The following is a 26,173-nucleotide window of genomic DNA, read 5'->3' as shown; positions in this document are numbered from 1 at the left end:
TAGAACGGATATTTGCAGTCCGGATGCAAGCATCGACCGCCAAAAAGTCTCGTGAACTGCAAGGTGCGCCTTCAAAATTTCGTGAGAAATGCTTACGAATGCAGTGATATCGGCAGATTTTATGCGACCTGTCGATGATTCTCCGATGCGAATACAACGCATCGTGTCGAGGCATCGGCCGCCGCGCCGGGCCGCGCCGGGCCGCGCCATCCGAGTCGCGACGCGGCTGGATTCCTCGGCCCGGAACCTGCGCCGAACCGAAGGCTGACATCGGGCGCCGGTCGTAGCCGCCCGCGTCTGATTCGGACGTCCGGGCCTGGAAAGACGCGGGCGCCGGTGCTCAAGTGCCCCCGAGATGGCGTGCACCGCGAGCGAGTCGCGGGCAGGCAGGAGATCGGCCACGGGGATCGGCGACCGAGCGATGCGATCCAGCCACCGACACGCCGCCGCCATCCGCCCGCAGGGTCGTCCCGTCCCGGTCGCCGTGGCCCGCATGGCCCCGGCCCGATCGCGCTGACGCCCGTCGCAAGGATACGATGACCATGGCTCTGGAACGGAATGCCGCGCTCTCCAGCCCCGAGGCCCGGGGCGCACGCACGGACCTCCTCGGCGCAGCGGCCGACCGGGTCGCGGGGCAGGGCGGTCCCGGCGGCTTCGTCGCCGACCTGTTCGGGCGCGTCCCCCCCGAGGACCTGGCGCCCTACACCGCGCAGGATCTCGGCGACCTCGCCCTCGCGGCCCGGGCGCATCTCGCCGAGCCCCGGCGTCCCGGTGCCCCGGCCAACCTGTCGGTGAGCGACCGCGCCGTGATGCGCGACGGCCGCGCCCGCGACCTGACCATCGTCGAGGTCGTCAACGACAACCGCCCGTTCCTCCTCGATTCCGCCCTGGCCGAATTGACGGAGCAGGGGCTTGCGCCGCACCTCGTCGCCCACCCGATCCTCGGCGTCGAGCGCGACGGGGCCGGCGCCCTGGTCCGGGTGGTCGGCGAGACCACGGCCGACACGCAGGCCGAGTTCGCCCGCGAGAGCTTCATCCACATCCATCTGGACCGGCTCGATGCCGGCGAGGCCCGCACCCGCCTCGTCGAGGGCCTGGCCCGCGTGTTCCGCGACGTCGCCCTGGCCACCGACGACCATGACGCGATGGCCGCCCGCCTCGCCGGCCTCGCGGAATCCTACGCGAACGCCACGCCGCCCCTGCCGGAGGGCGAGGGGGCCGAGGCCCGGGCCTTCCTCGCCTGGCTCGGCGACGGACACTTCACCCTGCTCGGCCTGCGCGAGCACAGCCTGTCCGGGGGGGAGCACGCCCTGGTCGAGGGGTCGGGGCTGGGGCTCCTGCGCGATCCCGCCGTGGCGGTGCTCCGGCGCGGCGGCGCCCTCGTCGACATGACGCCCGAGATCCGCGCCTTCCTCGAAGGCCCGCAGGCGCTCATCATCACCAAGGCCAGCGTGAAGTCCCGGGTCCACCGGGCCGCCCATCTCGACTACATCGCCTGCAAGCTGTTCGATGCCGACGGCAGCCTCACCGGCGAGGTCGGCATCGTCGGCCTGTTCAACCCGAGCGCCTATACCCTGCCGACCCGCGAGATCCCCTACCTGCGCGAGAAGGTGGCGCAGGTGGCGATGCGCGCCGGTCTCGATCCGACCAGCCATGCGGGTCGCGGCCTCCTCGACGTGCTGGAGACCTATCCGCGCGACGACCTGTTCCAGATCGACGGCGACCGGCTCTACCGGTTCAGCCTCGCCATCGCGCATCTCGCCGACCGGCCGCGCCTGCGGGTGCTGTCGCGGCCCGACCGCTTCGGCCGCTTCGTCTCGCTCCTCGTCTACGTGCCGAAGGACCGCTACGATTCCACCGTCCGGGCGCGGATCGGCGCCTACCTCGCCAGCGAGTATGGCGGCCGGCTCTCGGCCGCCTACCCGTACTTCCCCGACGGGCCGCTCGCCCGCACCCACTTCATCATCGGCCTGCCCGAATCCGGCGCGCCGGAGCGCGATCCGGCCGCCCTGGAGGCGGGCATCGCCGCCCTGGTCCGCACCTGGGGCGACGAATTGCGGGCGGCGCTGGCCGAGACCCTCGACGGGCCTGAGGCTCGCGCCCTGGCGGGCCGCTACGGCGAGGCGTTCTCGGCGGCCTACCGCGAGAGCTTCGCCCCGCGGGTCGCCATCGCCGACATCATGACCCTGGAGCGCCTGAGCCCGGAGCGGCCCCGGGCGGCCGATATCGGCCGGCGCGCCACCGACCCGGACTCACAGATCCGCCTCAAGGTCTTTTCGCGCGGCGCGTCGCTCTCCCTGTCCGAGCGGGTGCCGGTGCTGGAGAATCTCGGGTTTCGCGTCGTCAACGAGCGGACCTACCGCATCCTCCCCCCCGGCACCGACGAGGCCGCACGGGTCTGGCTGCACGACATGCTGCTGGAGCGCGCCACGGGTGCCGCCATCGATCTCGCCCGGCTCGAGACCCTGCTGGAGGACGCCCTGCTGGCCCTGGGTACGGGGCTCGCCGAATCCGACGGCTACAATCGTCTCGTGCTGGAGGCCGAGCTGCCCTGGCGCGAGGTCGCCCTCCTGCGCGGCCTCGGCCGCTACCTGCGCCAGCTCCGCATCCGCTACGGCCAGGACTACCTCGCCGCAACCCTCAGCGCCCATCCGGGCGTCGCCCGCGCCCTGGTCGCCCTGTTCCAGGCCCGGTTCGACCCGGCCGCCGGCGGCGACCGCGAGGCGGCCCAGGCGGAGATCCGCGCCGGGATCGAGGCGGAGCTCGCGGCCGTCACCAGCCTCGACGAGGACCGCATCCTGCGCCGCTTCGTCAACCTGATCGAGGCCGCCCTGCGGACCAACTTCTTCCAGGTGGCGCCGGGGGGCGGACGCCGGGAGGCCATCGCCTTCAAGTTCGCCTGCGCCAAGGTCAGCGGCATGCCGCTGCCGCGCCCGTTCTTCGAGATCTTCGTCTATTCGCCGCGCGTGGAGGGCGTGCACCTGCGCTTCGGCTACGTCGCCCGCGGCGGCCTGCGCTGGTCCGACCGGCCGGAGGATTTCCGCACCGAGGTGCTCGGACTCGTGAAGGCGCAGCAGGTGAAGAACGCCGTGATCGTGCCGGTGGGCGCCAAGGGCGGCTTCTTCCCCAAGCGCCTGCCGCCGGCCTCCGACCGCCAGGCCTGGATGGCCGAGGGCACCGAGAGCTACCGGATCTTCATCCGCACGCTGCTCGAACTCACCGACAACATCGTCGGGGACGCCATCGAACCGCCCGCCGACACGGTGCGGCACGATGCCGACGACGCCTACCTCGTGGTGGCGGCCGACAAGGGCACCGCCACCTTCTCGGACATCGCCAACGCCCTCTCGGCGGAACGCGGCCACTGGCTCGGCGACGCCTTCGCCTCGGGCGGCAGCCAGGGCTACGACCACAAGGGCATGGGCATCACCGCCCGCGGCGCCTGGGAGGCGGTGAAGCGCCACTTCCTGGAGATGGACATCGACAGCCAGAGCGACCCGATCACGGTGGCGGGCGTGGGCGACATGTCCGGCGACGTCTTCGGCAACGGCATGCTGCTGTCGCGCTCGCTGCGCCTCGTGGCCGCCTTCGACCATCGCGACATCTTCCTCGACCCGAACCCCGACGCGGCCGCGAGCTTCGCCGAGCGCCGCCGCCTGTTCGACCTCGGGCGCTCGTCCTGGCGCGACTACGACACCGGCCTGATCTCGCCCGGCGGCGGCGTCTATGCCCGCAGCCTCAAGACCATCCCGCTCTCTCCCGAGATCCGGGCCGTGCTCGGCGTCGCGCAGGAGGCGGCGACCCCGGCGGAGCTGATGCAGGCGATCCTCACGGCGCCGGTGGACCTGCTCTGGTTCGGCGGCATCGGCACCTACATCCGCGCCACCTCCGAATCCGACGAGGAGGCCGGCGACCGGGCCAACGACGCGGTGCGCATCACCGGGTCGATGCTGCGGGCCAAGGTCGTCGGCGAGGGCGCCAATCTCGGCGCGACCCAGCGCGGGCGCATCGAGGCGGCCCGCAACGGCGTCCGTCTCAACACCGACGCCATCGACAATTCGGCCGGGGTGAACACCTCCGACGTCGAGGTGAACATCAAGATCGCCCTGATGACCCCCGAGCGCGACGGCCGCCTCGACGGGCAGGCCCGCAACGCCCTTCTGGTGGCGATGACCGACGAGGTCGCCGCCCTGGTGCTGCGCAACAACCAGCTGCAGACCCTGGCGCTCTCGCTGGCCCGGCACCGGGGCCTGTCCGAGACGGGCTTCGCCATGCGCACGATGCAGGCGCTGGAGGCGGAGGGACGCCTCGACCGCGGCGTGGAGCTGCTGCCGGACGATGCCGCCATCGCCGAGCGCATGCGCAAGGGGGAGGGGCTGACGCGGCCGGAATACGCGGTGCTCCTCGCCTACGCCAAGCTCGCCCTCTACGACGCGCTCCTGGCGAGCCCCGCTCCGAACGACCCCTATTTCGACCGGGAGCTGCAGCGCTACTTCCCCGCGGCGCTCCGCCAGCAATTTCCCGACGCGGTGAACGGGCACCGGCTGCGCCGCGAGATCATCAGCACCGCCCTCTCGAACATCATCGTCAACCGGGGCGGACCCTCCCTCGTCACCCGCCTCGTGGAGGAGACCGGCGCCGATGCGAGCGCCATCGCCAAGGCCTATGCGATCACCCGCGACGCCTACGGCCTGATGGACCTGAACCTGGCCATCGACGGACTCTCCGGCGCCATCGGGGGCCAGGCGCAGATCGCCCTCTACGCCGAGGTTCAGGACCTCCTCGTCGGCCGGATCGTCTGGTTCCTGCGCAATCTCGACCTCTCGGGCAGCGTCGCGCCCATCGTGGCCCGCTACCGGGAGGGCATCAGCGCCCTTCAGGGCGCGCTGCCGGAGGTGATGGGGGAGGCGGTGAACCGGCAGCTCGCCGCGCGCGAGGCCGAGCTCGTCGGCCTCGGCATGGCCCCGGCCCCCGCCCGGCGGCTCTCGGCCCTGACCGCCCTGACCTCGGCCCCCGACATCGTCAGCATCGCCGAGACCGGCGGCGGGGCGATGCCCGACATCGCCGCGACCCACTTCGCCCTGGACCGGGCGCTCCAGCTCTCCGAGCTCGCCGCGGCCGCGCGGGAGGTCGCCACCGGCGACACCTACGACCGCATCGCCCTGGAGCGGGCCGTCTCCAACATCGCCACGGCGCATCGCCAGCTCACCGCCGAGATCGTCGGCACGGTGGGCCCCGGCCCCGACGCGGTGGCGGCCTGGAGCCGGAGCCGCGGTGCGGCCCTCGACCATGCCCGCGCCACCCTGGAGGCGGTGACCGCCTCCGGGCTCACGGTCTCGAAGGCGACGGTGGCGGCGAGCCTCCTGGCGGATCTCGCGCGGCCGAAGGGGGCGCCGGCCCAGGGCTGAGCGCCGGCCGGGCCGGGTCCTATCGGGCGAGGACCCGGGCGGCGTCCTTCGTGGTCTCGACCGCGCGCGAGACCTGGCCGATGGAGTGGCCGATCGCCTGGATGTTCTGCGAGATCGCCGTGACGGCGGTCGCGGCATGCTGCATGTTGCCCGACATGTCCTGGGTGACGACGCTCTGCTCCTCGACCGCCGCCGCCGTGCTGATGGCGTAGTCGCGCATCTGCTCCACCGAGTTCTGGATGGTCTGGAGCGACTCGCCGACCTGCTTCGAGACCGCCTGCACGTTGTCGATCTCGCCGGTGATCTGCTCGGTGGCGCGTGCCGCCTGGTTGGCGAGGTTCTTCACCTCCTGCGCGACCACCGCGAAGCCGCGGCCCGCCTCGCCGGCCCGGGCCGACTCGATGGTCGCGTTGAGCGCCAGCAGGTTGATCTGGCCGGCGATGTTCTGGATCAGGCCGACGATGCCGCTCATCGCGCTGGCGGCCTGGGTCAGCTTGGCGGTCGCCTCGGCGGCGGCGACCACCTGCCCCTGCGCGGCCTCGGTGGCGACCCGCGAATGGGCCATGCTCTGCGAGATCTCGGCCACGGAGGCGGCGAGCTCCTCGGAGGCGGCCGCCATGGTCTGGACGTTGCTCGAGGTGGTGCTCGCGGCGGCGTCGGCCTCGCGCGTCTGGGTGTTGGAGAGGAGCACCGCGCCGTCGATCTCGCCGAAGTTCTGGGCGATCAGCCGGCGCAGGTCGTCGAGGAGCGTCACCTGCGCGGTGATGTCGGTGGCGAACTTGACGACCTTGTAGGGGCGCCCGCCGGCATCGAGGATCGGGTTGTAGGAGGCTTCGATCCAGACTTCGCGCCCGCCCTTGGCGAGGCGCTTGTACTGGGCGGCCTGGTAGGTGCCCTGGCGCAGCTTGGCCCAGAACGCGGCATAGGCGGCGCTCTCGCGCTCCTCCCGCTCCACGAACATCCGGTGATGCTGGCCGACGATCTCGGGCAGGGTGTAGCCGACGGCGGCGAGGAAGTTCGCGTTGGCGTCCAGCACGGTGCCGTCGAGGGCGAAGGAGATCACCGCCTGGGCCTTGTGCAAAGCGGCGAGCTGGCCCTGGACGTCGGCGTCCTGCATCTTCTGCTGCGTGATGTCGGTGGCGAACTTGACCACCTTGGTGGGCTTGCCGGCCGAATCGAGGATCGGGTTGTAGGAGGCCTCGATCCAGATCTCGCGCCCGCCCTTGGCCACGCGCTTGTACTGGGCGGCCTCGTATTCGCCCCGGCGCAGCTTGGTCCAGAACGCGGCGTAGGCGGCGCTGTCGCGCTGGGCGGGCTCGACGAAGAGGCTGTGGTGCTGGCCGCGGATCTCCGCGAGCCCGTAGCCGATCACGGCGAGGAAGTTCTCGTTGGCGGTGATCACCGTTCCGTCGAGGTTGAATTCGATGATGCCCTGCGACTTGTCGAGGGCCGCGAGCTTCGCGGCCATTTCGGCGGCCGCCCTGTTCCTCAGACCCAACATCGATCGCCTCGGAGTCGGAACCCGGACGGGTTCAGGTCGCAGCCGCAGATCATCGCCCCGGATGATCCCCCGCGCTGCACAGTGAATCTCGGATACAAAAATTAATTATTCGAAAATCCGCAGGGTTCGCGAGGCGCTTCGGCGACCATTCAGCCTGTGCGAAACACAGGTTTTCTCGACGAAAGCTCTGGAGCAAGCCGAACATCTTCGAATTTGCCTGACGTTCTCGATGCGGGAGTCGTCGACCACTTCGAAATCACGGAGGCGTCCCGTCCCGATGCGATCCGGGTCCGGCCGGCGACGGGGCGCGTGGTTTGTTCCCCCCGCCCGGGATAATGCGCGCCGGCCGCGGCGAGGCGTGTTGGAACTCGCGGGCGCTTGGTGTATGAGCCTGCCCCAAGTGCAGTTTCTGCGCCGATTCGAGGCCGTCTGACCGACGTCCCGCCCGAGAGACATCTCGGGTCCGGGACGTTTTGCAGTTCGCGTCGCGGGGCTCCGGGCGGGTCTCAGGGTCGGTGCCGTCCAACAAACATCGTTTCAGAGGATTGAAACCGTTGCAGGTACTCGTTCGCGACAACAACGTCGACCAAGCCCTCCGCGTCCTGAAGAAGAAGATGCAGCGCGAGGGCATCTTCCGCGAGATGAAGCAGCGCAAGGCCTACGAGAAGCCTTCCGTCCGCAAGGCTCGTGAGAAGGCCGAGGCCGTGCGCCGCGCCCGCAAGCAGGCCCGCAAGACCGCGATCCGCGAGGGCCTGATCGCCGCTCCGAAGCCGAAGCCCCGTTTCGGCGCCGGCGCGCCGCGTCGTCCGGGCGGTTCGCCGTTCGCGCCGACCGCGCCGACCGTGCTGCCGCCCGCCGGCAACGCCTGAGGCCAGACAGGGTCTGCCACGGCCGCGGGTACGAACCGCATCGGCCGTCGCGGCGACCTCGAAATTCGAAACAGTCCGGCCGCTCGGCGGCCGGGCTGTTTCGCGTTTGGGGCCGGAGGCGTCAGGCGGCCCGGGCCGCCACGGTCGCGCGCTCGGCCTGGACCAGCACGTCGAGGGCGCGCCACGGCTTCTGCATGTAGACGGCCTGGCCCGACAGGGCCTCGACGGCGCGGGCATCGCCCCCGGAGGTGAGGACCACGCGGATGTCGGGCCAGCGCCGCTCGACGGCGCTCGCCAGGGCGATGCCGTCCATGCCGGCGCCCAGGCGCACATCGGCGAAGAGCAGGGCGACGTTGCCGCCGGAGCGCTCCAGCACCGAGATCGCGGCCTCGGCCGTGTCGCAGGCGATGACGTCGAGGTCGCTCTCCTCCAGGACGGCGGTGGCGAGGTTGCGGACATCCGCATCGTCCTCGACCACGAGAGCGATCGGGCAGGGGGCGTGTGAGCGATCCATGAAGTCTCCTCGACGGGCGTCTGGCGTGGCGAACGCGCGGAATGATCAGGCGGGACGCGATACGCGGGGGCACGAGGCGCCCGCACGTGGCCCGAGCTGATCCAATGGGATTACTGATTCTCGCCCGGTGATGCTGCGCCGCCACGGTGAAGGGGGCAAGAGTCCGAATCGATGTTCCGGCTATGCGGTTCCCGCATCGGTGATCGGTTCGTTCGCCGCATTCCCGCCGGGCTCGCATGATGAGTGCCCCGCAGGGCGCCGTTCACCGGGACACAGCCGGGGCCGGGGCGGTGCGCCTCTTGCATAGTCGGCTCGGCAGGAGGTCTGGCGCGTGGCCCCTGTTAACCACTCGTTCACCGCGGTAGCCTGAACTTCACCGTCGTGCGGGTCGAAGAGGTTGCAGGAGACGGACGTCGCCCCAGGGCGGCGACCGGTTCGGTCGCGTCGTTGAGATCAGGGGGTGTTTGTCCGTCATGTGCCGCTTTCTCGCCTATTCCGGTGAGCCGGTCTTCCTGACCGACCTCGTCTGCGCACCGACGCACTCGCTGGTCCACCAGTCGCTCCACGCGGCCGAAGCAAAGACGGAAACCAACGGCGACGGCTTCGGCATCGGCTGGTACGGCGAGCGGGTCGAGCCGGGGCTGTACCGCGACGTCTGCCCGGCCTGGTCGGACGAGAACCTCGTCAACCTCTGCCAGCAGGTGCGGGCGCGGATGTTCTTCGCCCATGTGCGGGCCTCCACGGGCACCGCCACCACCCGGGCGAACTGCCACCCCTTCGCCCATGGCCGGCACCTGTTCATGCATAACGGCCAGATCGGCGGCTATCACCGCATCAAGCGCCGCCTCGAGGCGCTGATTCCCGACGCGCTCTACGACGTCCGGCGCGGCACCACGGATTCCGAGGCGATCTTCCTCCTGGCACTCGCCAACGGCCTCGCCGAGGACCCGGTCGGCGCCATGGCCCGGACGCTCTCCACCGTGCGCGACCTGATGCGGGCGGCCGAGGCCAGCGAGCCGCTGCGCTTCACCGCCGTCGTGACCGACGGCGAGACGCTCACGGCCTTTCGCTGGGCCTGCGACGGCTCGCCTCCGAGCCTCTATTACCGGCAGACCGAGACCGGCCTCGTCGTCGTCTCCGAGCCGATCGACGGCTGCCGGGACGGCTGGAAGGTCATCCCCAAGGGCGGCACGCTCCAGGCCCGCCGCGGCGGATCGGTGATCGTCACCGGCCCCGACGCCGCGGCCGAGCGCATCGCCGCCTGAACCGATCGTCGGGCGAGCCCCGTCCGGGGCGGCCCCGCGCATGCGCTCCTCTCGTCACAGGCACGACACGCGCCCCTGAACACTGCCCGCAGGCGGGCCGGGGCGACGGCGCTCGTGCCGGCGGCTTTCCCCGGTGCCGTCGCGACCGCGCGATCTCGCGGCCGCAGCGGATCCTCCGAAGTCTCTTCCTGAAATCGTCGACCCCGCCATCGTCCGCAGAGGGTTGCGGCAGGCACGCGAACGGCGGACAACCCGGGTCCATGGCCATGCGGGAGCCGCCGATGACGTATCCGAACGTGACGCTGCACATCGCCGGAGCCTGGACCGACGGGGCCGGCTCGGAGACCCTGCCGGTGCTCAACCCGGCCACCGGCGAGACCCTGGGCGCCCTGGCGGTGGCGACCCGGGCCGATCTCGACCGGGCGCTGGCGGCGGCCGAGCGGGGCTTCGCCGCCTGGCGCAAGGTCTCGGCCTACGAGCGCGCCAAGGTGCTGCGCCGGGCCGCCGACCTCCTGCGCGAGCGGGTGGAGGACATCGCCCGCACCATGACCCTGGAGCAGGGCAAGCCGCTCGCCGAGGCGCGGGTGGAGATCCTGGCCGGCGCCGACGTCACCGACTGGTTCGCCGAGGAGGGCCGCCGCGCCTACGGCCGGATCATCCCGGCCCGCGCCGACGGGGTCGTCCAGATGGTGCTGCGCGAGCCGGTCGGCCCCGTGGCGGCGTTCACGCCCTGGAACTTCCCGATCAACCAGGCGGTGCGCAAGGTGGCGGCCGCCCTCTGCGCCGGCTGTTCGGTGATCCTGAAGGGGCCGGAGGACACCCCGGCGAGTTGCGCGGCGATGATCCGGGCCTTCCTCGATGCCGGCGTGCCGGGGGACGTGCTCTCCCTGGTGTTCGGCGATCCGGCCGCGATCTCGGGCTACCTCATCCCGCACCCCGTCATCGCCAAGATGTCGTTCACGGGCTCGACGCCGGTGGGCAAGGAGCTCGCCGCGCTCGCGGGCCGGCACATGAAGCGGGCGACGATGGAGCTCGGCGGCCACGCGCCCGCGATCGTGTTCGAGGATGCCGACGTCGAGACCGCCGTGGCGGTGCTCGGCGCCAACAAATTCCGCAATGCCGGACAGGTCTGCGTCGCCCCGACCCGGATGCTCGTGCACGAGGCCGTCTACGACCGGTTCCGCGACGGCTTCGTGGCTCTCGCGGAGGCACGCCGGGTCGGCGACGGGCTCGACCCCGAGACCACCATGGGTCCGCTCATCCACGCCCGGCGCCTGGAGGCGATGGAGACGCTCTGCGCCGACGCGGTGGCGCAGGGGGCCGAGCTGCGCACCGGCGGCAAGCGCATCGGCAACCGCGGCAACTTCTTCGAGCCGACGGTGCTCTGCGACGTGCCGGCCGGCGCCCGCATCATGAACGAGGAGCCCTTCGGCCCGGTGGCCCTGATCCAGCGCTTCTCCGACGACGCGGCCGCCTATGCCGAGGCCAACCGGCTCCCCTATGGCCTGGCCGCCTACGCCTATACCCGTTCGGCCGCGCGGGCCGTCGAGGTCGCCGCCCGGGTCCAGAGCGGCATGGTCGGCATCAACCATCACGGCCTCGCCTTCCCCGAGACGCCCTTCGGCGGCGTCAAGGATTCCGGCTACGGCAGCGAGGGCGGCTCGGAGGCCCTGGAGGCCTACCTGACCAGCAAGTTCGTCAGCCAGGCGAGCGTCGGCGGGTAGGGGGCTTCCTCTCCCCCTGTGGGGCTATCGGATCTCCACATCCGGATTTTCGAAAAGCTCGACGCGTCCCTCTCCCCCTTGTGGGGAGAGGTCAGGAGTGGGGGTGGCTGGGTGACCATCAGCCGGCCGAGGCCAGCGGAGCCACCCCCACCTCCCACTCCTCCCCGCAAGGGGGAGGAGCGTCCTGCGCCCACCCCTTCAGTAATGCGGCGGCGGCGGCTCCGGGGCGCCGGAGGCCGGGCGGCTGGCGGCGGCCTCCACCTCCTCGACGAGCTTGGCCATCTGCCGGGTGATGGCGTCGATCTGGCGCCACTGGGCCGTGATCGTCGTGTTGAGATCGTCGATCACCACGTCCTGCTCGGTGAGTCGCATCTCCAGGGCATCGATGCGGGCGGAGAGGTCGGTCATCGCGGGGCCTCGAACGTCGGGGAAGCGGACATCAGGGTTTCCGGGGCGTGGTCGGGCCGCTCCACCAGGGCGGGGCCGAGCGCGATGCGCCCGTCGAAGACGAAGCAGTCACCGGTCCAGCGGTTCTCGCCCTCCGGCACCGTCTCCAGGTAGCGCAGGATGCCGCCTTCGAGATGGCGCACGTCGGCGAAGCCCTTCGCGCGCATGTAGGCGCCCGCCTTCTCGCAGCGGATGCCGCCGGTGCAGAACATCGCGACGCGGGGATGGGCCGCCGGGTCGAGGCCGTCGACATAGGCGCGGAACGCGCTGAACCGGGTGATCCCCGGATCGACCGCGCCGGGGAAGCTGCCGAGCGCCACCTCGAAGGCGTTGCGGGTATCGATCAGGAGAAGGTCCGGCGTGTCGAGGAGCGCGTTCCAGGCCTCCGGCGCCACGGGGGTGCCGGCGCCGTTGGCCGCATCGGTGACGCCGTCGTCGAAGGTGACGATCTCGCGCTTCACCCGGACCTTGAGCTGCCGGAACGGCGGCGCCTCGGCCTGCGAGAGCTTGCAGTCGAGGCCGGCGAGACGCCCGCCGAAGAGCGGGCCGGTGCGCAGCGCCGCGAGGAAGGCGTCGATGGCCGCCGCCGGTCCCGCCACCGTACCGTTCAGCCCTTCGGGCGCCAGCAGCAGCGTGCCGGTGAGGCCGAGCTCCGTGCACAGGACCTGCAGCGGAGCCTCCAGGGCGGCGACGTCCGGCAAGGCGACGAACTGGTACAGGGCGGCGACGGTGAAAGGCATCGGGGGCAATCGCAGGGCGGTGCGCGCAAGGGCGGGGCGCGGCAGGAACGGGACAGGGGTCAGGGGGCGGCGGAATCGATCCGGCGCAGCACGAAGGTGGTGCCCACCTCCGGGTCGCGGCGCCAGCGCCCGTCGCCGGCGGCGATGAGATTCACCGTGTGGCCGCGGCGGGCGTTGAGGGTGAGGCGCCCGTTGGCGAAGCGCCAGGTGATCGGGTCGAAGACCGTCAGGCCGCCGTCGCGACAATTGTCGAGGATGCGCACGGGTGCCGGCGCGGTGCCGGGCGTCAGCGCGATCCGGCAGACGTCCTGTTCGCGGTAGCGGTCGAGGGCGTAGGTGCCCGGCGCCGGGCCTTCGCCCGGCGGCGCGGCCTCGGGCGCCGCGGTGCTGCGTGCGTCCGGGGCGGCGCCGGCAAAGCCGGCACCGGCGTAGCCGGCACCGGGGCTGGTGGGGACCGCGTCGGTGGGCGGCACCATGGCGACGATCTGGAGCGGCACCAGGCTGAAATGCTCGTCGCCCGCCGCGGCCACGAGGCTGCGGGCATCGACCCGGGCGCCGAATTGCAGCACCGGGCGGACGTCCTTGTCGACGAGGCGCAGGTTACCGTCGGCGAAGAGCCAGCCGGCGATGTGGTTGAGGATCGGCAGGGCGCGGCGGCATCCGGCCGGGAAGGAGAGCCGCCGGCCCGCCGGCCCGCTCGCGCCGGAGAGGGTCAGGACGCAGCGCCGGGTGCTGCCGTCCCGCGACAGGTCCCAGGTGCCCGGCACCCCGGCGATGTCGCGGGGCAGGCTCTCGACGAAGGGCTGCTCGGGCGTGCCCGCGGCCGGGGCGGGCGCCGCTTCCTGGCCCGGCGCGGGGGCCGCGTTCTGGCCCGGCGCGGGGGCCGCCTGTGGGGCCGGGGCGGTCTCCTGCGCCAGGGCAGGCCCCGCCAGCGTGAGTCCTGCGAGCGTGAGTCCTGCCGGCGTGAGACCCGCCGGCGCGAGTCCGGCCGAGGCGAGTCCCGTCAGGCCGAGGGCGAGGGCGGCGATGAGGCGGGCGCGGATCATGCCTTGGCCGTCCAGGGCGTCTCCGCCACCGGCGTCAGCGGCCCGCGTCCGTCGAACCAGGCGATGAGGTTGTCCACCACGAGCCGGCCCATGGCCGCGCGGGTCTCCACCGAGGCCGAGCCCACATGCGGCAGCAGCACCACGTGGTCCATGGCCACGAGCTCGGGCGGCACGTGCGGCTCGCGCGCGAAGACGTCGAGGCCGGCGCCCAGGATCGTGCCGGCCTGGAGCGCCCGGATCAACGCCGCCTCGTCGACGAGGCTGCCGCGGGCGACGTTGACGAGGAGGCCCTGCGGCCCCAGCGCCTCCAGCACCGCCGCGTCGACGATCCCATTGGTCTCCGGCCCGCCCGGCGCCACCACCAGGAGCACGTCGGAGGCCTCGGCGAGACCGAGCAGGGTGGGGTGGTAGGCGTAGGCCACGTCGTCCTGCGGCCGGCGGCCGTGATAGGCGATCGCGACCCCGAAGCCTTCGAGGCGCCGGGCGATGGCGCGCCCGATCCGCCCGAGGCCGAGGATGCCGACCGTGCGCCCGCGCAGCGTGGGGGTCAGCGGATAGGTCTGGCGCGGCCAGTGCCCGGCGCGCAGGTGGCGGTCGGCCTGGGGGATCTGGCGCACGGTGGCGAGCAGCAGGCCGAGGGCGAGGTCGGCGACCTCGTCGGTGAGCACGTCCGGCGTGTTGGTGACGACGACGCCCTGCGCGGCGGCCGCGCCCGTGTCGATGGTGTCGTAGCCGACGCCGAAGCTCGCGACGATCTCGAGGGCCGGCAGGCGCGCCAGCAGGGTGCGGTCCACCGGCGCCTGCGCCCCCGTCGCCAGGCCGCGGATGCGCGGGCCGGTCTCGGCCAGGAACGCCTCCGGGTCGGGGGCGGTGTCGAGCCGGTGCAGGGTGAAGCGGCGCGCGACGGCGTCCATGACCTCGGGATGCATCGCCTTGAGCATCAGGATGTCGATGGGCTGCATGGGGATCTCGGCGGATGTCGGGGTCGGCGCGGGGCCCGGCGGGGCCTGGACGCCGACAGCTTTAGGCTGCGGGTCCGGACCGGTCCAGTGACCGCGAGCGGCCTCCGGACACCCCATGCGGGCGCCTCCGGGCTGCCATCCGCCCGGCGCAGTGAGGCCCCCACTTCCGCCGTGCGCCCTGGAACACTACTAAAGGGAGACCCGAACCCGTTTCCCGACGAACAACCAGAACAGCCACGCCATGACCGCGCCGCGCACCCTCTACGACAAGATCTGGGACGACCACGTCGTCGATGTCGAGCCCGACGGCTCCACGCTCCTCTACATCGACCGCCACCTCGTCCACGAGGTCACCAGCCCCCAGGCCTTCGAGGGCCTGCGCGTGGCCGGGCGCCGGGTGCGCCATCCCGAGAAGACCCTCGCGGTGGTCGACCACAACGTGCAGACCTCCGACCGCCGCTTCGGCATCGAGGACCCGGAGAGCCGCATCCAGCTGGAGGCGCTGGCCGAGAACGTGCGCGACTTCGGCATCGAGTTCTACGACGCGCTCGACCGGCGCCAGGGCATCGTCCACGTGATCGGGCCGGAGCAGGGCTTCACCCTGCCGGGCCAGACCATCGTCTGCGGCGACAGCCACACTTCGACCCACGGCGCCTTCGGGGCGCTCGCCCACGGCATCGGCACCTCGGAGGTGGAGCACGTGCTCGCCACCCAGACGCTGCTGCAGAAGAAGGCGAAGAACATGCGCGTCAGCGTCGACGGCACCCTGCCGCCCGGCGTGACGGCCAAGGACATCATCCTGGCGATCATTGGCGAGATCGGCACCGCCGGCGGCACCGGCTACGTCATCGAATACGCGGGCTCGGCGATCCGCGCCCTCTCGATGGAGGGCCGGATGACCATCTGCAACATGTCGATCGAGGGCGGCGCCCGCGCCGGGCTGGTGGCGCCGGACGCCACCACCTACGCCTATGTGGAGGGCCGGCCGAAGGCGCCCAAGGGCGAGGCCTTCGCCCGCGCCAGGGCCTACTGGGAGAGCCTCGTCACCGACGAAGGCGCCCATTTCGACCGCGAGGTGCGCCTCGACGCCGCCAACCTGCCGCCGATCGTCAGCTGGGGCACCAGCCCGGAGGACGTGGTCTCGATCTCCGGCGCCGTGCCCGATCCGTCGGGAATCGCGGACGAGAACAAGCGCCAGTCCAAGGAGAAGGCCCTCGACTACATGGGCCTGACGCCGGGCACCAAGATCACCGACATCACCCTCGACCGGGTGTTCATCGGCTCCTGCACCAACGGCCGCATCGAGGACCTGCGGGCGGTGGCCAAGATGGTCGAGGGCCGGAAGGTCCATGCCAGCGTCTCGGCCATGGTGGTGCCGGGCTCCGGCCTCGTGAAGCAGCAGGCGGAGGCCGAGGGGCTCGACCGGATCCTCAAGGCGGCCGGCTTCGACTGGCGCGAGCCGGGCTGCTCGATGTGCCTCGGCATGAACGCCGACCGTCTGAGCCCGAACGAGCGCTGCGCCTCGACCTCGAACCGCAACTTCGAGGGCCGCCAGGGCCATCGCGGCCGCACCCACCTCGTCTCCCCCGCCATGGCGGCGGCGGCGGCCGTGGCCGGCCGCTTCGTCGACATCCGCGAGTGGCGCAGCGAGGCCTGAGCCCCGCGCGCCGGGCCGGCCGAAAAATCCGCGCCGAAGCGGCACGAATCCCCGCGGGGGCGGATTGACGACCGGCCCGCCCCCGCCTAAACGAAACCCCGTCGGCGCCGCAGGGCGGCCCCGGCGAGCCCAGGTGGCGGAATTGGTAGACGCGCTGGTTTCAGGTACCAGTCTTGCAAGAGGTGAAGGTTCGAGTCCTTTCCTGGGCACCAATGTTCTGAGCAACGTCTACGGCTCGGAAACTTAAAGACCGGATCCGGTGTCGAGATTAGCGGACAGCGCTGTAGCGGCGTGTGACACGCTTCTTACCTTCCACCATCCGATGATGCCGTCAGACATCTCCAATCCGCGATCCAAATCGCTCCGCGACGTCGAGAACCGGCTCTTCGGTATTGGCCGGTCCCTTCCCGTGCATCGCTGCTTCGCGATCCTGTCGCCATGGGCGGTGAGAACCTTTCCAGGTCCCTCCGCTGAGACGTCGCCGTTGTCGGCCGCCGCGACGTCCATCGCGGCCGGAAGGTCGCCCGAATGGCGCGGTGCCGCGGCTCCGGTCCGAGCGCTCCTCACGCATGGATCGGTTCCTGCATCGCGCACGTTTCCCCATGGTGCGTCACAGCATGAGGATGCCGCGATGTGGTCGCTGCTCGAAGCCCCCGAAGACTGGGATGCGATGGCGAAAGCGGCGCGGGAGGCCATCGACCGGCGCCTGCAGGACCTGACCGGCGACGAGGCGGTACGTTTCTGGTCCGCCGTGGCGAAGGTCTATGCCCGGGGCCTGCCGGAGATCGCGGCCGCCGCTCCGGTGGTCCTCCCGCCGATCAATCCGCGTCCAGACCGTACTCCGCCAGAAGCGCCGCCCGCCGGCCTCGCAGCGCCAGCGCCTTGACGGCGTGGTTGCGGCTCGTCGTGAGGATCGCGGCCGCCGCGCCCTGCTGAGACCCGCGCATCCTGTCGGCCAGGGCGGCGAGTTCCGAGGCGGCCGCTTCCTCGGCCGCGATGCCCGCCCGGAGGGTATCGAGCACGGCCTGCACCATCGGAATGACCTGGGGGTACCGAACGTCGTCTCTCATCCCCGGTCCCTCTCTCCTTGCGCCCCGTAGCGCGCCTCGGACTGACCGGGCGCGCCCTTGCTCTCGAGCGATCTGCGAGAAAGTAGCTTTTTGCGCTCAGGGAGCAAGCGGGTGTGCAGCCTCGCGGCGGTCCTGCGGCGGTGCCCGAACGAGGCGGTGCCGGCGGTGCGCTTCCGAGCGTCGCGGGTCGAACGAAGTCGCGTCGCGGCATCACCTCAATCGGACGGCCTGGATGATCTCGGGCTTCGAGGCGTGGACCGCGACGAAATTCGGCGGCCCCTGAAAATTCTCGTCGCGCGCGTCGTAGCTTCTGAAGGCGGCGCCCCGGGGCATGATCGGGCCGAGAACGAAGCCGTGGCCGGTCAGCACGCGCCAGAAATCGAGCAGCAGGAACTTCGAGTAGATGTTGATCATGCCGTATTCGAACTGGATGACCGAGATCCGCCCCTCCGTCAGCATGCGGGAGAAGCCCTCCAGAACCAGATGTTCGGCGCCTTCGACGTCGACCTTGAGGAAATCGATCTGCGTGATGACGCGCTCCGCGCAGTAATCGTCGCCCCGGACGACCTCCACGCTGCGCTTGGTCCAGGTGCCCTTGTTGATGGCGGTGCCCTCGATCAGGGAGCTCAGACCGTCCTTCCTGGGATTGACGTTGATCTCCACGGAGCCCGGCGTGTCGGACAGGCCGAAATTGTTCGCGACCACCCGGTCGGAACGCACGTTCGCGACGAACTTGGCGTAGGTCTCCGGAACCAGCTCGAAGGCGTGCAGCTCGGCGTCCTCGAACCGGGCCAGGCAGGCCTTGGCGTATTCGCCCTTGTTCGCGCCCACGTCGAAGATGGTCTTCGTCTCGAAGCGGGCGAGCCGATCCAGCAGATGGTACTCGCCGTTGGTCTTCATGTCGTAGTTCAGGTTGTTGTAGCTCTTCGTATACGCATGCGCCACGTGATACGCGGCGGTCGAGAGCGGGCCGAAATTCTGCGACAGCAGACGGTTCACCGTGCGGACGGCGCGATCGAGCAGGCTCATGAATGGGGTCTCCGAAGGCAGGTCTGGTCCGCGGGCGCCGCGCGACCTCGGGGAGCCGGTCCCGGGACGTCACCGCAGGGCGGGGCCACCGGGCGGGGCGGGGCCGGGACGGCTTCGCTCAGTGCAGCGTGCCGCCGGCCGGCTCCGGGACCGGTGCGAGCACCAGGGCCTCGGCCAGCGGGAATTCGAGCACGATCTCGCCGGAGGCGTCCTCGACGAACAGCACGGCGCGGAGGAGCTGCGGATCGCTGTCGGCGCCCTGGAGGAGCTGGCGGGCCAGGAGGCGCGCGGCGTCCCAGGCGGCGTCCGCGCTCGGCAAGTCGCGGCCGTCAGGATCCACCACCACGTCGTCGCCGATATGCGTGTGGAAGTAGTAGCGCTGCATCGATGCGGATCCCATTCTGCGCCGCCCGGTATTGGCGCGTCCCGGGGAGATAGGAGCGCGCAGGGCCGCGGGGCAGGGGGTCAGCGCTTCTTGCCGAGTTCGGCCGCGATGTCCTTGGTCATGCGGCCGACCTTGCGGTGGGCCGCCGTAAGCTGGTCCTGGGTGACGCCCCAGCGCTTCATCCAGAACTCCACCGCCTTGCGCTCGGAGAGGTCGAGGCGTTCCTTGTCGATGAAGCCGCGCTTGTCCTTGAGGCCAGCCATGAGAGATCCCGTCCGGTCGGGCGCAGAACGGCGCCGGACCGGGATATGGGATGCCGGGGCGGCCGGCGCGAGGCGGCGCGGGTCTGTCCGCACCGCCTCGCGAGTCTTTACGGACCGTTCCGGCGGAGTCCGCCGACGGGATCGGCGGGCGGGGTCAGCGCGTGGGCGCGCCGGTGCCCTTACCGGCCGAGCCCGGCGAGGCGCCCGAGCCGGCATCGTTGGCGCCCGTGCTGTTGGCGGTGCCGGACCGGCTCTTGTCGCCCGTGGAAGGCCCGCTGCCGGCGGCGCCCGGGGACGAACCGGCGCCGGCGTCGTTCGGGCCGGTGGAGTTCATGGTGCCGGACTTGGTGGTGCCGGAGCCGCCTTCCGCCGCGAGGGCGGCCGATCCGAGAAGGAGGGTGCTGGCGAGCGCGACGGCGAAGACCTTCATGACGTTTCTCCCTGATGTTTGGCGTGAAGCACGCAGGAGAGTAACGCCGCGCCGGCGTGGCATGTTCGGCCCAGGCCCGTCCGGGGCGCCTTCGCGGGCTCGAGCGGACGGCGGCGACGGGCCCCTCGCTGTGGATACTGCGCCGTCCGACTGGCGTGCTGCACAAAAATTGCACAGGCAGGACGGCACGCTTCAGGAAAGTCGATTCGCCGATGCCGCTGACCAAACGCCGCCTCCTCGTCGCCCTCGCCCTCGGCGCCGCCCTGCTGTCCTCCGCCGGGGCGCAAGCGCAGGACGCGCTGGCGGGGATCGCCAAGGCCAAGCTGGTCAGGATCGGCATCCCCACCGACTACCCGCCCTACGGCTTCGCCGGGCTCGACCTGCAGCCATTAGGCCTCGACGTCGACGTCGCCAACCTCATCGGGGCGAAGCTCGGCGCCAAGGTCGAGTTGGTGCCGGTCGTGAGCGCCAACCGGATTCCCTACCTGCAGACGAAGAAGATCGACCTCATCGTCTCGACCCTCGGCAAGAACGAGGAGCGCATGAAGATCATCGACTTCAGCGCCGCCTACGCGCCGTTCTACCAGGGCGTGTTCGCCCTCAAATCCCTGAGCATCAAGAGCTTCGACGATCTCGGCGGCAAATCCGTCGCGGTGACCCGCGGCGCCATGGAGGACGAGATGCTCGGCAAGGTCGCGCCGGCCTCCACCCAGATCCAGCGCTTCGAGGACCAGGCCGCGACCACCGCCGCCTTCGCCGCCGGCCAGACCCAGGTGATCGCCACCAGCGTCTCGAATATCGGGGTGCTGACGCGCAAGAACCCGAGCCTCGGGGTCGAGTACAAGCTCCTCCTGCGCGACAGCCCCTGCTTCGTCGGCGTCGCCAAGGGCGAGGACGCTCTCCTGAAGAAGGTCAACGAGATCGTGCTGGCGGCCAAGGCGGACGGAACCCTGGAGGCCCTGTCGCAGAAATGGCTCAAGCGCGGCACCGGCGACCTGCCGCTCTGATCCGTCCCGCCCGCACGGTCCGCCCCGGTGCGGACCGTGCGACCGTCGACTCCCGGGTTCGTTCGCCACGATGCCGCTGCAACTCGATTTCGCGAGTATTCTCGTCCAGTGGCCCCTGCTCCTGCGCGGAGCGGCCTGGACCGTCGGGTTGACCGCGGTGGCGACGCTCCTCGGCGCCGCCCTGGCGATCGCCTGCGCCTGGGCGCGCTCCGGCGGACCCCTCGCCCTGCGCTGGCTCGTGGGGGCCTATGTCGAGCTGATCCGCAACACGCCCTTCATCGTCCAGCTGTTCTTCATCTTCTTCGGCCTGCCGGAAGCCGGCATCCGCCTGTCGCCGGCGACGGCCTCGGTCCTCGCCATGACGATCAACCTCGGCGCCTACGCCACCGAGATCCTGCGCGCGGGCATCGAGGCGACGCCGCGCGGGCAGATCGAGGCCGCCGAGAGCCTCGCGCTCACCCGGGCCCAGGTCTTCACCCGGGTGGTGCTGCCGCCGGCCCTCGGAAAGGTCTGGCCGGCGCTCGTCAGCCAGATCGTGATCGTCATGCTCGGCTCGGCCGTCTGCGGGCAGATCTCGACCGAGGAGCTGAGCTACGCCACCAACCTGATCCAGAGCCGCAACTTCCGCGCCTTCGAGACCTACATCGTCGGCACGCTGTCCTATCTCGGCCTCGCGATCCTGGTCCGGAGCCTGCTCAACTGGGCCGGGCCGCGCTTCCTGTTCGGCCGTTAGGGGAGCGCCATGCCGGACTTCACCCTCTGGGACATCCTGCGCAACCTCGCCCTCGCGGCGCGCTGGACCGTGGCCCTCTCCCTCGTCGCGTTCCTGGGCGGCGCCCTGGTCGGCCTCGTCCTCCTGCTCGCCCGCCTCTCCGGCCGGGTCTGGCTCGGCCGCGCGGTCGGCGCCTACGTCCAGCTGTTCCAGGGCACGCCGCTGCTGATGCAGCTGTTCCTGCTGTATTTCGGCCTCGCCGCGGTGGGCTTCGACACCTCCGCCTGGCTCGCCGCCTGCGTCGCGCTCACGCTCTACGCCTCGGCCTACCTCACGGAGATCTGGCGCGGCTGCGTGGCCGCCATTCCGCGCGGGCAATGGGAGGCCTCGGCGAGCCTCGCCCTCAGCTTCGGCCAGCAATTCCGGCACATCATCCTGCCCCAGGCCCTGCGGATCGCGGTGGCGCCCACGGTGGGCTTCCTCGTGCAGGTCGTGAAGGGCACGGCGCTCGCCTCCGTGATCGGCTTCGTCGAGCTGACCAAGGCCGGCGGCATGATCGCCAACGTCACCTACGAGCCGATGCTGACCTATGCCTGCGTCGCGCTGATGTATTTCGTCCTGTGCTTTCCCATCAGCCTCTGTGCCCGCCTCCTCGAAAGGAAACTCGCGATGAGGACCCTCGCATGAGCGCCGCCCCGAACGCGGCCGGCGAGCCGCATACGCAGGTCGGCGCGCCGATCCTGCGCATCACGGCCCTGCGCAAGTCCTACGGCACGCACGAGGTGCTGCGGGGCATCGACCTCGACGTGGCGCGGGGCGAAGTGGTGGCGATCATCGGCAAGAGCGGCTCCGGCAAGAGCACGCTGCTCCGCTGCATCAACGGCCTGGAGGTCTTCCAGCAGGGCTCGCTGATCGTTGACGGCCGGCACCTCCTTCACGACAACCCGAAGGCCATGCGCGAGCTGCGCCAGGGCGTCGGCATGATCTTCCAGAGCTTCAACCTGTTCCCGCACCTCTCGGTGGGGCGCAACGTCATGCTGGCCCCCCAGCTCGTGAAGCGGCGGCCGGGACCGGAGAACGCGGCCCGTGCCCGCCGGCTCCTCGCCCGGGTCGGGCTCGCCGAGAAGTTCGACGCGATGCCGGACAAGCTCTCCGGCGGTCAGCAGCAGCGCGTGGCCATCGCCCGGGCGCTGGCCATGGACCCGGCCATCATGCTCTGCGACGAGATCACCAGCGCCCTCGATCCGGAACTGGTGGGCGAGGTCCTGCGGGTCGTGGAGACCCTGGCCGAGGAGGGCATGACCCTGCTGATGGTCACCCACGAGATGAGCTTCGCCCGCAAGGTCGCCAACCGCGTGATCTTCATGCACCAGGGGCTCGTCCACGAGATCGGCCCCCCGGCCGAGATCTTCGGGGCACCGCGGACGCCGGAACTGCGCCAGTTCCTGTCCTCGCTGCAGGATTAGCCCCCGGCCCGGCTCAGGCCGCCTGGGCCGGCTCGATGTCCTCGCGGGAGGGCTCGTAGGCGCACCACTGGCAGTAGCCCTTGTCGGCGGCCTTCGGTGCGTTGCGCTGCGAGCAGCGGGGACAGATCAGCACGGACAGCTTCGTGCCGCGCAGGCGGGCGTAGCCGCGGCCGCGGAAGGTGACGGCCACCGACTCTCCGGGCTGGGAATCAGGGCTGGATGACATCAGGGCTCCTCGTTCCGAGATCGACGAGGACCAACGGCCAACCTTCGCATCGGTTCAGCGCGATTCCCGGACCATGCCGCGCTGCCGCAATGGGAGCCGGTACGGTCTCAGGCCAGGCGCCGGGCCGCGTCGGTCTCCTCCGGGGCGGATTGCGGCCCGAAGCGGGCATCGACGGCCGCCATGGTCCGCGCCAGCAACGATGACAGGCCGGCGGTCTCCGCCTCCGCGGTCTGCACGGAGCCGGAGCGTGCCCGGGCCTCGATCGCGCCGAGGGTCTCCGCCAGGGCGCGGCCGCCGATGTTCAGGCTCATCGATTTCAGGCTGTGCGCCGTACGGGCCACCGCATCGGCATCGGCGGAGACCAGGGCCGCCTGCAGGTCCGCCAGCGCCCTTGGAGCGTGCTCCCGGTAGAGGCCGAGGATACGGCCGGCGAAATCGCCTCCGGCCCGGGCCGCCATGTCGATCAGGCCCGCGATAACGTCCTCGTCGAGGAGGCCGTCGGAGTCCGATCCCGACGCCGCGACGGGTGTGGACGCCGGCTCGTCCGCGGTCCCGGCCTCCGGCGGCAGCACAGACGCGGATTCCGACACCAGGAAGTCCGCCAGCGTGTCGGCCAGGGCCGACAGGGTGAAGGGCTTGGCGAGCTTGGCGTCCATCCCGGCCTCCCGCCAGGCCTCGGCGCCCGCCCCGACCACGTGGGCGGTGAGGGCGACGATGGGCGTGCGGGCTCGGCCGTCCGCGCGCGCCTCGGCCCGGATGGCCTCGGCCGCCGCGTAGCCGTCGAGGATCGGCATGCTGCCGTCCATGAGGACGAGGTCGAAGGTCTGGTCGCGGCAGGCCTCCAGCGCCAGGCGTCCGTCTTCCACCAGGGTGACGGCCGTGACGCCGCAGCGGGCCAGAGCTTCGCGGGCGACTTCGCGGTTCACCGGGCTGTCGTCGGCCACGAGGATGCGGGCGGTGGGGAATTGCGGCAGGCGCGCACGTGCGGCCGGGCCGGCCGCGCGTGCGGCGAACGGCCTGCCGCCGGCGAGCGCGGCCAGGGCCTCGCGCCATTCCTCCTGCACCACCGGCCAGGCGAGGACGTGGTCGGCCCAGCCCGCCTCCAGGATCGGAGCCGCGGCCGGGTCGCCGAGGCGCGCCAGGGCCAGGACCCGGCCCGCGCCGGTCGGGCGACGTCCGAGGGCCAGGATCGTCGCCGCATCGGCGATCCAGTGGGTGGTGCCGGCCTCGACGCTGTCCGGCGGCAGGGGCGCGAACCCGGCCTCGGCGAGGCGGCGCGAGAGGCTGTCCCGGGTGGCCTGCCCGGGCACGGCGACGACGATCCCGGCCGCGACGGCGCCCAGGCGCCGGATGGGGGCGCAGGCGTCGGTCTCGATCGCCTCCAGGGGCAGCTCCGTCCAGAAGGTCGAGCCTTGCCCGAGCACGCTGTCGACGCCCATGCGACCGCCCATGGCGAGGGCGAGGCGATGGGCGATCGAGAGGCCGAGGCCTGTGCCGCCGAAGCGCCGCGTGGTCGACTGGTCGACCTGCGAGAAGGCCGAGAACAGGGTTCCGACCTTGTCGGCCGGAATGCCGACGCCGGTGTCCCGCACGCTCAGCCGCAGCGTTCCGGCGGCGCCGCGCTCCAGCCGCACCAGCACCGAGCCGGAGGGCGTGAACTTCAGGGCGTTGTTGACGAAGTTCGAGAGGATCTGGCCGAGGCGCACCGGGTCGCCGGTGATCCGCCGCGGCACGTCCGGGGCCACGGAGGCGGCGAGATCGAGGCCGTTCTCGACCGCCTTCTCGGCGAACAGCGAGACCACGGTGTCGACGATCTCCGAGGGGTCGACGGGAATGCGCTCCAGGTCGAGCTTGCCCGCCTCCACCTTCGCGAAGTCGAGGATGTCGTTGATGATCGCCAGCAGGCTCTGCCCGGAGCGCGCGACCACCTCGGCATAGCGCTGCTGCCGCTGCGGCAGCTCGGAGGCCGCGAGGAGTTCGGCCATCACCAGCATGCCGTTCAGCGGCGTGCGGATCTCGTGGCTCATGGTGGCGAGGAAGGAGGACTTGGCGGCATTGGCGGCCTCGGCCGCCTGCTTGGCCTCGTGCAGGTCGGCCGTGCGCTCGGCGACGTCGGCCTCCAGGCGCTGCATGTGCTGCGCGAGGCGCGCGTCGCGCTCGCGCACGGTCTCGAGGAGCGCGTTGAACGAGCGCGCCAGGACCCCGACCTCGTCGTCGCGGACGATCGCTGCGGCCTGGCTGTAGTCCTGCTCGATGCGGACGCGGTCCATGGTGCCGGCCAGCGCCGCGATCGGCTGGGTGATCGCCCGCTGGATCGCGTAGGAGATCGCGAAACCCAGGACCATGACGAGGCTCGAGATCAGGGCCGAGGTCCGGAGCAGGGCGAGCAGGCGGCCGTTGAGATCGGCGAGGTCGGAGACGAGGATGAGGCTGCCGACGATCCGCCCCGCCTCCTCGACGGGCACCGACACCAGGGCGGTCCGGCTCGTCAGCAGCGCCAGGGGCGACTGGCCCTTGCGCAGGTCGAAATCGTCGGCGAGGCGGGCCGTGAGCCCGCGATCCGCCAGGATCGAGCCGTCCGGGCGCTCGATGGCGGCGTAGACGAGTTCGGAGGCCATGCCTTCGCGGGCGCCGGCGTCGGTGTCGTCGGTCTCGGTTCCGGCGCCATCGAACTTGCCGATGGCGTTCAGGACGCGGCCGGCCGCCGCCGGATCCCCGGCCGCCGTGGCCTGGGCGCCCGACGCGGCGAGCACGTTGGCGATGGCGACGAGGGAGTCGCGCTTGTCGTCGGCGTAGCGGTTCACCTCCTGCCAGAGCGAGAGCAGCGTTCCGGCGAGGAAGGCGAGCGCCACGGAGGCGAACACCGCCAGGGCGAGGCGTCCGGCCAGGGTGCGCTGCCGGCGCTGCTGCCGGGCGGACGGTCGAGGGTCGCCGGAGCGGTCGGGCGCGGGCCGTGGATCGGTCATGGTCGCGCGAGCTTATCCGGTGTTGGTTGGAAGGGTCTTAACCGCCCGCGGCCTGCGATCCGGAATGCCCGGTTCTCCCTTCGAGCGGACCCCGAAAGACGAGGCGGAGATCAGGCGTCGCGGACGCGACCCCGAGACCTGAGCCGATATGCGAGCAGCCCGCAGGGAAGACGTGCGGCCTCGGCCGGAGCGTAGGGGATCATTCATCAAGCCGCCTGGTTTTGCCCGACTTGCCTGAATCTTAAGCGCTGGCGCCTAGACCGGGGATGGGCTTCCCGCGACCCGCCCCAACCGTGCCCCGGCCGGTCGCCCGATCCGAATTCCACACCCTCCCATGTCCGATCCCGCCAGCCCCCCTCGCTTCGTCGCGAGACACGTCCGCCCCCTCCGGGGCGGGGGCAGGTTCCTGCGCGCCCTCTTGGGCCATGGCCTCTTGAGCCGTGCCTTCTTGAGCCGTGCCTTCTTGGGCCGTGTCTCCTTGGGCCG

22 protein-coding genes and 1 tRNA gene are annotated in these 26,173 nt (G+C 71.4%); 10 read left to right on the top strand and 13 right to left on the bottom strand.

From position 1 onward, the window contains the following. Positions 1 to 542 precede the first annotated feature (542 nt). Positions 543 to 5,408: an NAD-glutamate dehydrogenase gene (locus tag ACLBWX_RS00730; RefSeq protein ID WP_447675183.1), complete on the top strand. Its 4,866-nt coding sequence runs from the start codon at positions 543 to 545 to the stop codon at positions 5,406 to 5,408. A 19-nt stretch (positions 5,409 to 5,427) separates the two neighbouring features. Here the strand turns inward: ACLBWX_RS00730 and ACLBWX_RS00725 are convergent, their stop codons facing one another. Next, positions 5,428 to 6,909, bottom strand: coding sequence for a methyl-accepting chemotaxis protein (locus ACLBWX_RS00725; RefSeq protein ID WP_447675182.1), 1,482 nt, complete (start codon positions 6,907 to 6,909; stop codon positions 5,428 to 5,430). A 554-nt stretch (positions 6,910 to 7,463) separates the two neighbouring features. Between ACLBWX_RS00725 and rpsU the strand changes: the two genes are divergently transcribed. After that, positions 7,464 to 7,778, top strand: coding sequence for a 30S ribosomal protein S21 (rpsU, locus tag ACLBWX_RS00720; protein ID WP_055957071.1), 315 nt, complete (start codon positions 7,464 to 7,466; stop codon positions 7,776 to 7,778). A 121-nt stretch (positions 7,779 to 7,899) separates the two neighbouring features. On the opposite strand, the gene ACLBWX_RS00715 is transcribed toward rpsU, so the two are convergent. Next, positions 7,900 to 8,292 (bottom strand): response regulator, encoded by a 393-nt coding sequence (locus tag ACLBWX_RS00715; protein WP_447675181.1) that lies wholly within the window; start codon positions 8,290 to 8,292, stop codon positions 7,900 to 7,902. Between the two features lie 473 nt (positions 8,293 to 8,765). Here ACLBWX_RS00715 and ACLBWX_RS00710 point away from each other — a divergent pair, with 473 nt between their 5' ends. Then, positions 8,766 to 9,557: a class II glutamine amidotransferase gene (locus ACLBWX_RS00710; RefSeq protein ID WP_447675180.1), complete on the top strand. Its 792-nt coding sequence runs from the start codon at positions 8,766 to 8,768 to the stop codon at positions 9,555 to 9,557. A gap of 281 nt (positions 9,558 to 9,838) precedes the next feature. Next, the gene (locus ACLBWX_RS00705; RefSeq protein WP_447675179.1) at positions 9,839 to 11,281 is read left to right on the top strand and encodes an NAD-dependent succinate-semialdehyde dehydrogenase; all 1,443 of its coding nucleotides are present in this window, start codon (positions 9,839 to 9,841) and stop codon (positions 11,279 to 11,281) included. Between the two features lie 198 nt (positions 11,282 to 11,479). On the opposite strand, the gene ACLBWX_RS00700 is transcribed toward ACLBWX_RS00705, so the two are convergent. Genes ACLBWX_RS00700 through ACLBWX_RS00685 form a run of 4 tightly spaced genes read right to left on the bottom strand, consistent with a single transcriptional unit; the run spans position 11,480 to position 14,476 of the window. Then, the gene (locus ACLBWX_RS00700; protein ID WP_447675178.1) at positions 11,480 to 11,689 is read right to left on the bottom strand and encodes a SlyX family protein; all 210 of its coding nucleotides are present in this window, start codon (positions 11,687 to 11,689) and stop codon (positions 11,480 to 11,482) included. After that, positions 11,686 to 12,468 carry an oxygen-dependent tRNA uridine(34) hydroxylase TrhO gene (trhO, locus tag ACLBWX_RS00695; RefSeq protein WP_447675177.1) on the bottom strand — a complete coding sequence of 261 codons (783 nt, stop codon included), beginning with the start codon at positions 12,466 to 12,468 and terminating at the stop codon, positions 11,686 to 11,688. Before trhO ends, ACLBWX_RS00700 begins: the two co-directional genes overlap by 4 nt. Positions 12,469 to 12,527: 59 nt before the next feature. After that, positions 12,528 to 13,514 carry an AprI/Inh family metalloprotease inhibitor gene (locus ACLBWX_RS00690; RefSeq protein ID WP_447675176.1) on the bottom strand — a complete coding sequence of 329 codons (987 nt, stop codon included), beginning with the start codon at positions 13,512 to 13,514 and terminating at the stop codon, positions 12,528 to 12,530. Further along, the gene (locus ACLBWX_RS00685; RefSeq protein ID WP_447675175.1) at positions 13,511 to 14,476 is read right to left on the bottom strand and encodes a 2-hydroxyacid dehydrogenase; all 966 of its coding nucleotides are present in this window, start codon (positions 14,474 to 14,476) and stop codon (positions 13,511 to 13,513) included. Before ACLBWX_RS00685 ends, ACLBWX_RS00690 begins: the two co-directional genes overlap by 4 nt. A gap of 241 nt (positions 14,477 to 14,717) precedes the next feature. Here ACLBWX_RS00685 and leuC point away from each other — a divergent pair, with 241 nt between their 5' ends. Beyond that, on the top strand, positions 14,718 to 16,133 hold the full coding sequence (gene leuC, locus ACLBWX_RS00680; protein WP_447675174.1) for a 3-isopropylmalate dehydratase large subunit: 1,416 nt from the start codon (positions 14,718 to 14,720) through the stop codon (positions 16,131 to 16,133). Positions 16,134 to 16,260: 127 nt separating this feature from the next. Continuing rightward, a tRNA-Leu gene (locus ACLBWX_RS00675) sits at positions 16,261 to 16,345 on the top strand. A gap of 606 nt (positions 16,346 to 16,951) precedes the next feature. Here ACLBWX_RS00675 and ACLBWX_RS00670 read toward each other — a convergent pair. The 5 genes from ACLBWX_RS00670 to ACLBWX_RS00650 form a co-directional block, all read right to left on the bottom strand. Further along, positions 16,952 to 17,203: a hypothetical protein gene (locus ACLBWX_RS00670; protein WP_447675173.1), complete on the bottom strand. Its 252-nt coding sequence runs from the start codon at positions 17,201 to 17,203 to the stop codon at positions 16,952 to 16,954. A gap of 210 nt (positions 17,204 to 17,413) precedes the next feature. After that, positions 17,414 to 18,232, bottom strand: a complete 819-nt coding sequence (locus tag ACLBWX_RS00665) for an FkbM family methyltransferase (RefSeq protein WP_447675172.1) — start codon at positions 18,230 to 18,232, stop codon at positions 17,414 to 17,416. A gap of 118 nt (positions 18,233 to 18,350) precedes the next feature. Next, complete coding sequence (locus ACLBWX_RS00660) at positions 18,351 to 18,617, bottom strand: DUF6894 family protein (protein WP_447675171.1); 267 nt, start codon at positions 18,615 to 18,617, stop codon at positions 18,351 to 18,353. 80 nt (positions 18,618 to 18,697) lie between these two features. Next, positions 18,698 to 18,880 (bottom strand): DUF3606 domain-containing protein, encoded by a 183-nt coding sequence (locus tag ACLBWX_RS00655; protein ID WP_299656933.1) that lies wholly within the window; start codon positions 18,878 to 18,880, stop codon positions 18,698 to 18,700. Between the two features lie 154 nt (positions 18,881 to 19,034). Beyond that, positions 19,035 to 19,310, bottom strand: coding sequence for a hypothetical protein (locus ACLBWX_RS00650; RefSeq protein ID WP_447675170.1), 276 nt, complete (start codon positions 19,308 to 19,310; stop codon positions 19,035 to 19,037). 218 nt (positions 19,311 to 19,528) lie between these two features. Between ACLBWX_RS00650 and ACLBWX_RS00645 the strand changes: the two genes are divergently transcribed. The 4 genes from ACLBWX_RS00645 (at position 19,529) to ACLBWX_RS00630 (ending at position 22,495) form a co-directional block, all read left to right on the top strand. Continuing rightward, positions 19,529 to 20,317: a transporter substrate-binding domain-containing protein gene (locus ACLBWX_RS00645; RefSeq protein WP_447675428.1), complete on the top strand. Its 789-nt coding sequence runs from the start codon at positions 19,529 to 19,531 to the stop codon at positions 20,315 to 20,317. Positions 20,318 to 20,387: 70 nt separating this feature from the next. Beyond that, complete coding sequence (locus ACLBWX_RS00640; RefSeq protein ID WP_447675169.1) at positions 20,388 to 21,050, top strand: amino acid ABC transporter permease; 663 nt, start codon at positions 20,388 to 20,390, stop codon at positions 21,048 to 21,050. Positions 21,051 to 21,059: 9 nt separating this feature from the next. Further along, entirely contained in the window at positions 21,060 to 21,716 is a 657-nt protein-coding gene (locus ACLBWX_RS00635; protein ID WP_447675168.1) for an amino acid ABC transporter permease, read from the top strand. Further along, positions 21,713 to 22,495, top strand: coding sequence for an amino acid ABC transporter ATP-binding protein (locus ACLBWX_RS00630; RefSeq protein WP_447675167.1), 783 nt, complete (start codon positions 21,713 to 21,715; stop codon positions 22,493 to 22,495). The genes ACLBWX_RS00635 and ACLBWX_RS00630 overlap by 4 nt, the downstream gene beginning before the upstream one ends. Positions 22,496 to 22,508: 13 nt before the next feature. Here the strand turns inward: ACLBWX_RS00630 and ACLBWX_RS00625 are convergent, their stop codons facing one another. Both ACLBWX_RS00625 and ACLBWX_RS00620 read right to left on the bottom strand, forming a co-directional pair. Continuing rightward, positions 22,509 to 22,721, bottom strand: a complete 213-nt coding sequence (locus tag ACLBWX_RS00625; RefSeq protein ID WP_447675166.1) for a hypothetical protein — start codon at positions 22,719 to 22,721, stop codon at positions 22,509 to 22,511. Positions 22,722 to 22,828: 107 nt separating this feature from the next. Continuing rightward, the gene (locus ACLBWX_RS00620; protein WP_447675165.1) at positions 22,829 to 25,687 is read right to left on the bottom strand and encodes an ATP-binding protein; all 2,859 of its coding nucleotides are present in this window, start codon (positions 25,685 to 25,687) and stop codon (positions 22,829 to 22,831) included. Positions 25,688 to 26,173: the final 486 nt, after the last annotated feature.

This window comes from Methylobacterium sp. M6A4_1b, assembly GCF_053345175.1.
This window is presented reverse-complemented; position numbering and strand designations above follow the sequence as displayed.

Bases quoted from the DNA above. Each gene is read 5' to 3' on its own strand.
- ACLBWX_RS00665 (WP_447675172.1), bottom strand. From the start codon at position 18,232: ATGAGCCTGCTCGATCGCGCCGTCCGCACGGTGAACCGTCTGCTGTCG.
- ACLBWX_RS00690 (WP_447675176.1), bottom strand. From the start codon at position 13,514: ATGATCCGCGCCCGCCTCATCGCCGCCCTCGCCCTCGGCCTGACGGGA.
- ACLBWX_RS00630 (WP_447675167.1), top strand. From the start codon at position 21,713: ATGAGCGCCGCCCCGAACGCGGCCGGCGAGCCGCATACGCAGGTCGGC.
- ACLBWX_RS00670 (WP_447675173.1), bottom strand. From the start codon at position 17,203: ATGAGAGACGACGTTCGGTACCCCCAGGTCATTCCGATGGTGCAGGCC.
- ACLBWX_RS00715 (WP_447675181.1), bottom strand. From the start codon at position 8,292: ATGGATCGCTCACACGCCCCCTGCCCGATCGCTCTCGTGGTCGAGGAC.
- ACLBWX_RS00685 (WP_447675175.1), bottom strand. From the start codon at position 14,476: ATGCAGCCCATCGACATCCTGATGCTCAAGGCGATGCATCCCGAGGTC.
- ACLBWX_RS00700 (WP_447675178.1), bottom strand. From the start codon at position 11,689: ATGACCGACCTCTCCGCCCGCATCGATGCCCTGGAGATGCGACTCACC.
- ACLBWX_RS00710 (WP_447675180.1), top strand. From the start codon at position 8,766: ATGTGCCGCTTTCTCGCCTATTCCGGTGAGCCGGTCTTCCTGACCGAC.
- ACLBWX_RS00660 (WP_447675171.1), bottom strand. From the start codon at position 18,617: ATGCAGCGCTACTACTTCCACACGCATATCGGCGACGACGTGGTGGTG.
- leuC (WP_447675174.1), top strand. From the start codon at position 14,718: ATGACCGCGCCGCGCACCCTCTACGACAAGATCTGGGACGACCACGTC.
- ACLBWX_RS00730 (WP_447675183.1), top strand. From the start codon at position 543: ATGGCTCTGGAACGGAATGCCGCGCTCTCCAGCCCCGAGGCCCGGGGC.
- ACLBWX_RS00620 (WP_447675165.1), bottom strand. From the start codon at position 25,687: ATGACCGATCCACGGCCCGCGCCCGACCGCTCCGGCGACCCTCGACCG.
- ACLBWX_RS00650 (WP_447675170.1), bottom strand. From the start codon at position 19,310: ATGAAGGTCTTCGCCGTCGCGCTCGCCAGCACCCTCCTTCTCGGATCG.
- trhO (WP_447675177.1), bottom strand. From the start codon at position 12,468: ATGCCTTTCACCGTCGCCGCCCTGTACCAGTTCGTCGCCTTGCCGGAC.
- ACLBWX_RS00705 (WP_447675179.1), top strand. From the start codon at position 9,839: ATGACGTATCCGAACGTGACGCTGCACATCGCCGGAGCCTGGACCGAC.
- ACLBWX_RS00635 (WP_447675168.1), top strand. From the start codon at position 21,060: ATGCCGGACTTCACCCTCTGGGACATCCTGCGCAACCTCGCCCTCGCG.
- ACLBWX_RS00640 (WP_447675169.1), top strand. From the start codon at position 20,388: ATGCCGCTGCAACTCGATTTCGCGAGTATTCTCGTCCAGTGGCCCCTG.
- ACLBWX_RS00655 (WP_299656933.1), bottom strand. From the start codon at position 18,880: ATGGCTGGCCTCAAGGACAAGCGCGGCTTCATCGACAAGGAACGCCTC.
- ACLBWX_RS00725 (WP_447675182.1), bottom strand. From the start codon at position 6,909: ATGTTGGGTCTGAGGAACAGGGCGGCCGCCGAAATGGCCGCGAAGCTC.
- ACLBWX_RS00625 (WP_447675166.1), bottom strand. From the start codon at position 22,721: ATGTCATCCAGCCCTGATTCCCAGCCCGGAGAGTCGGTGGCCGTCACC.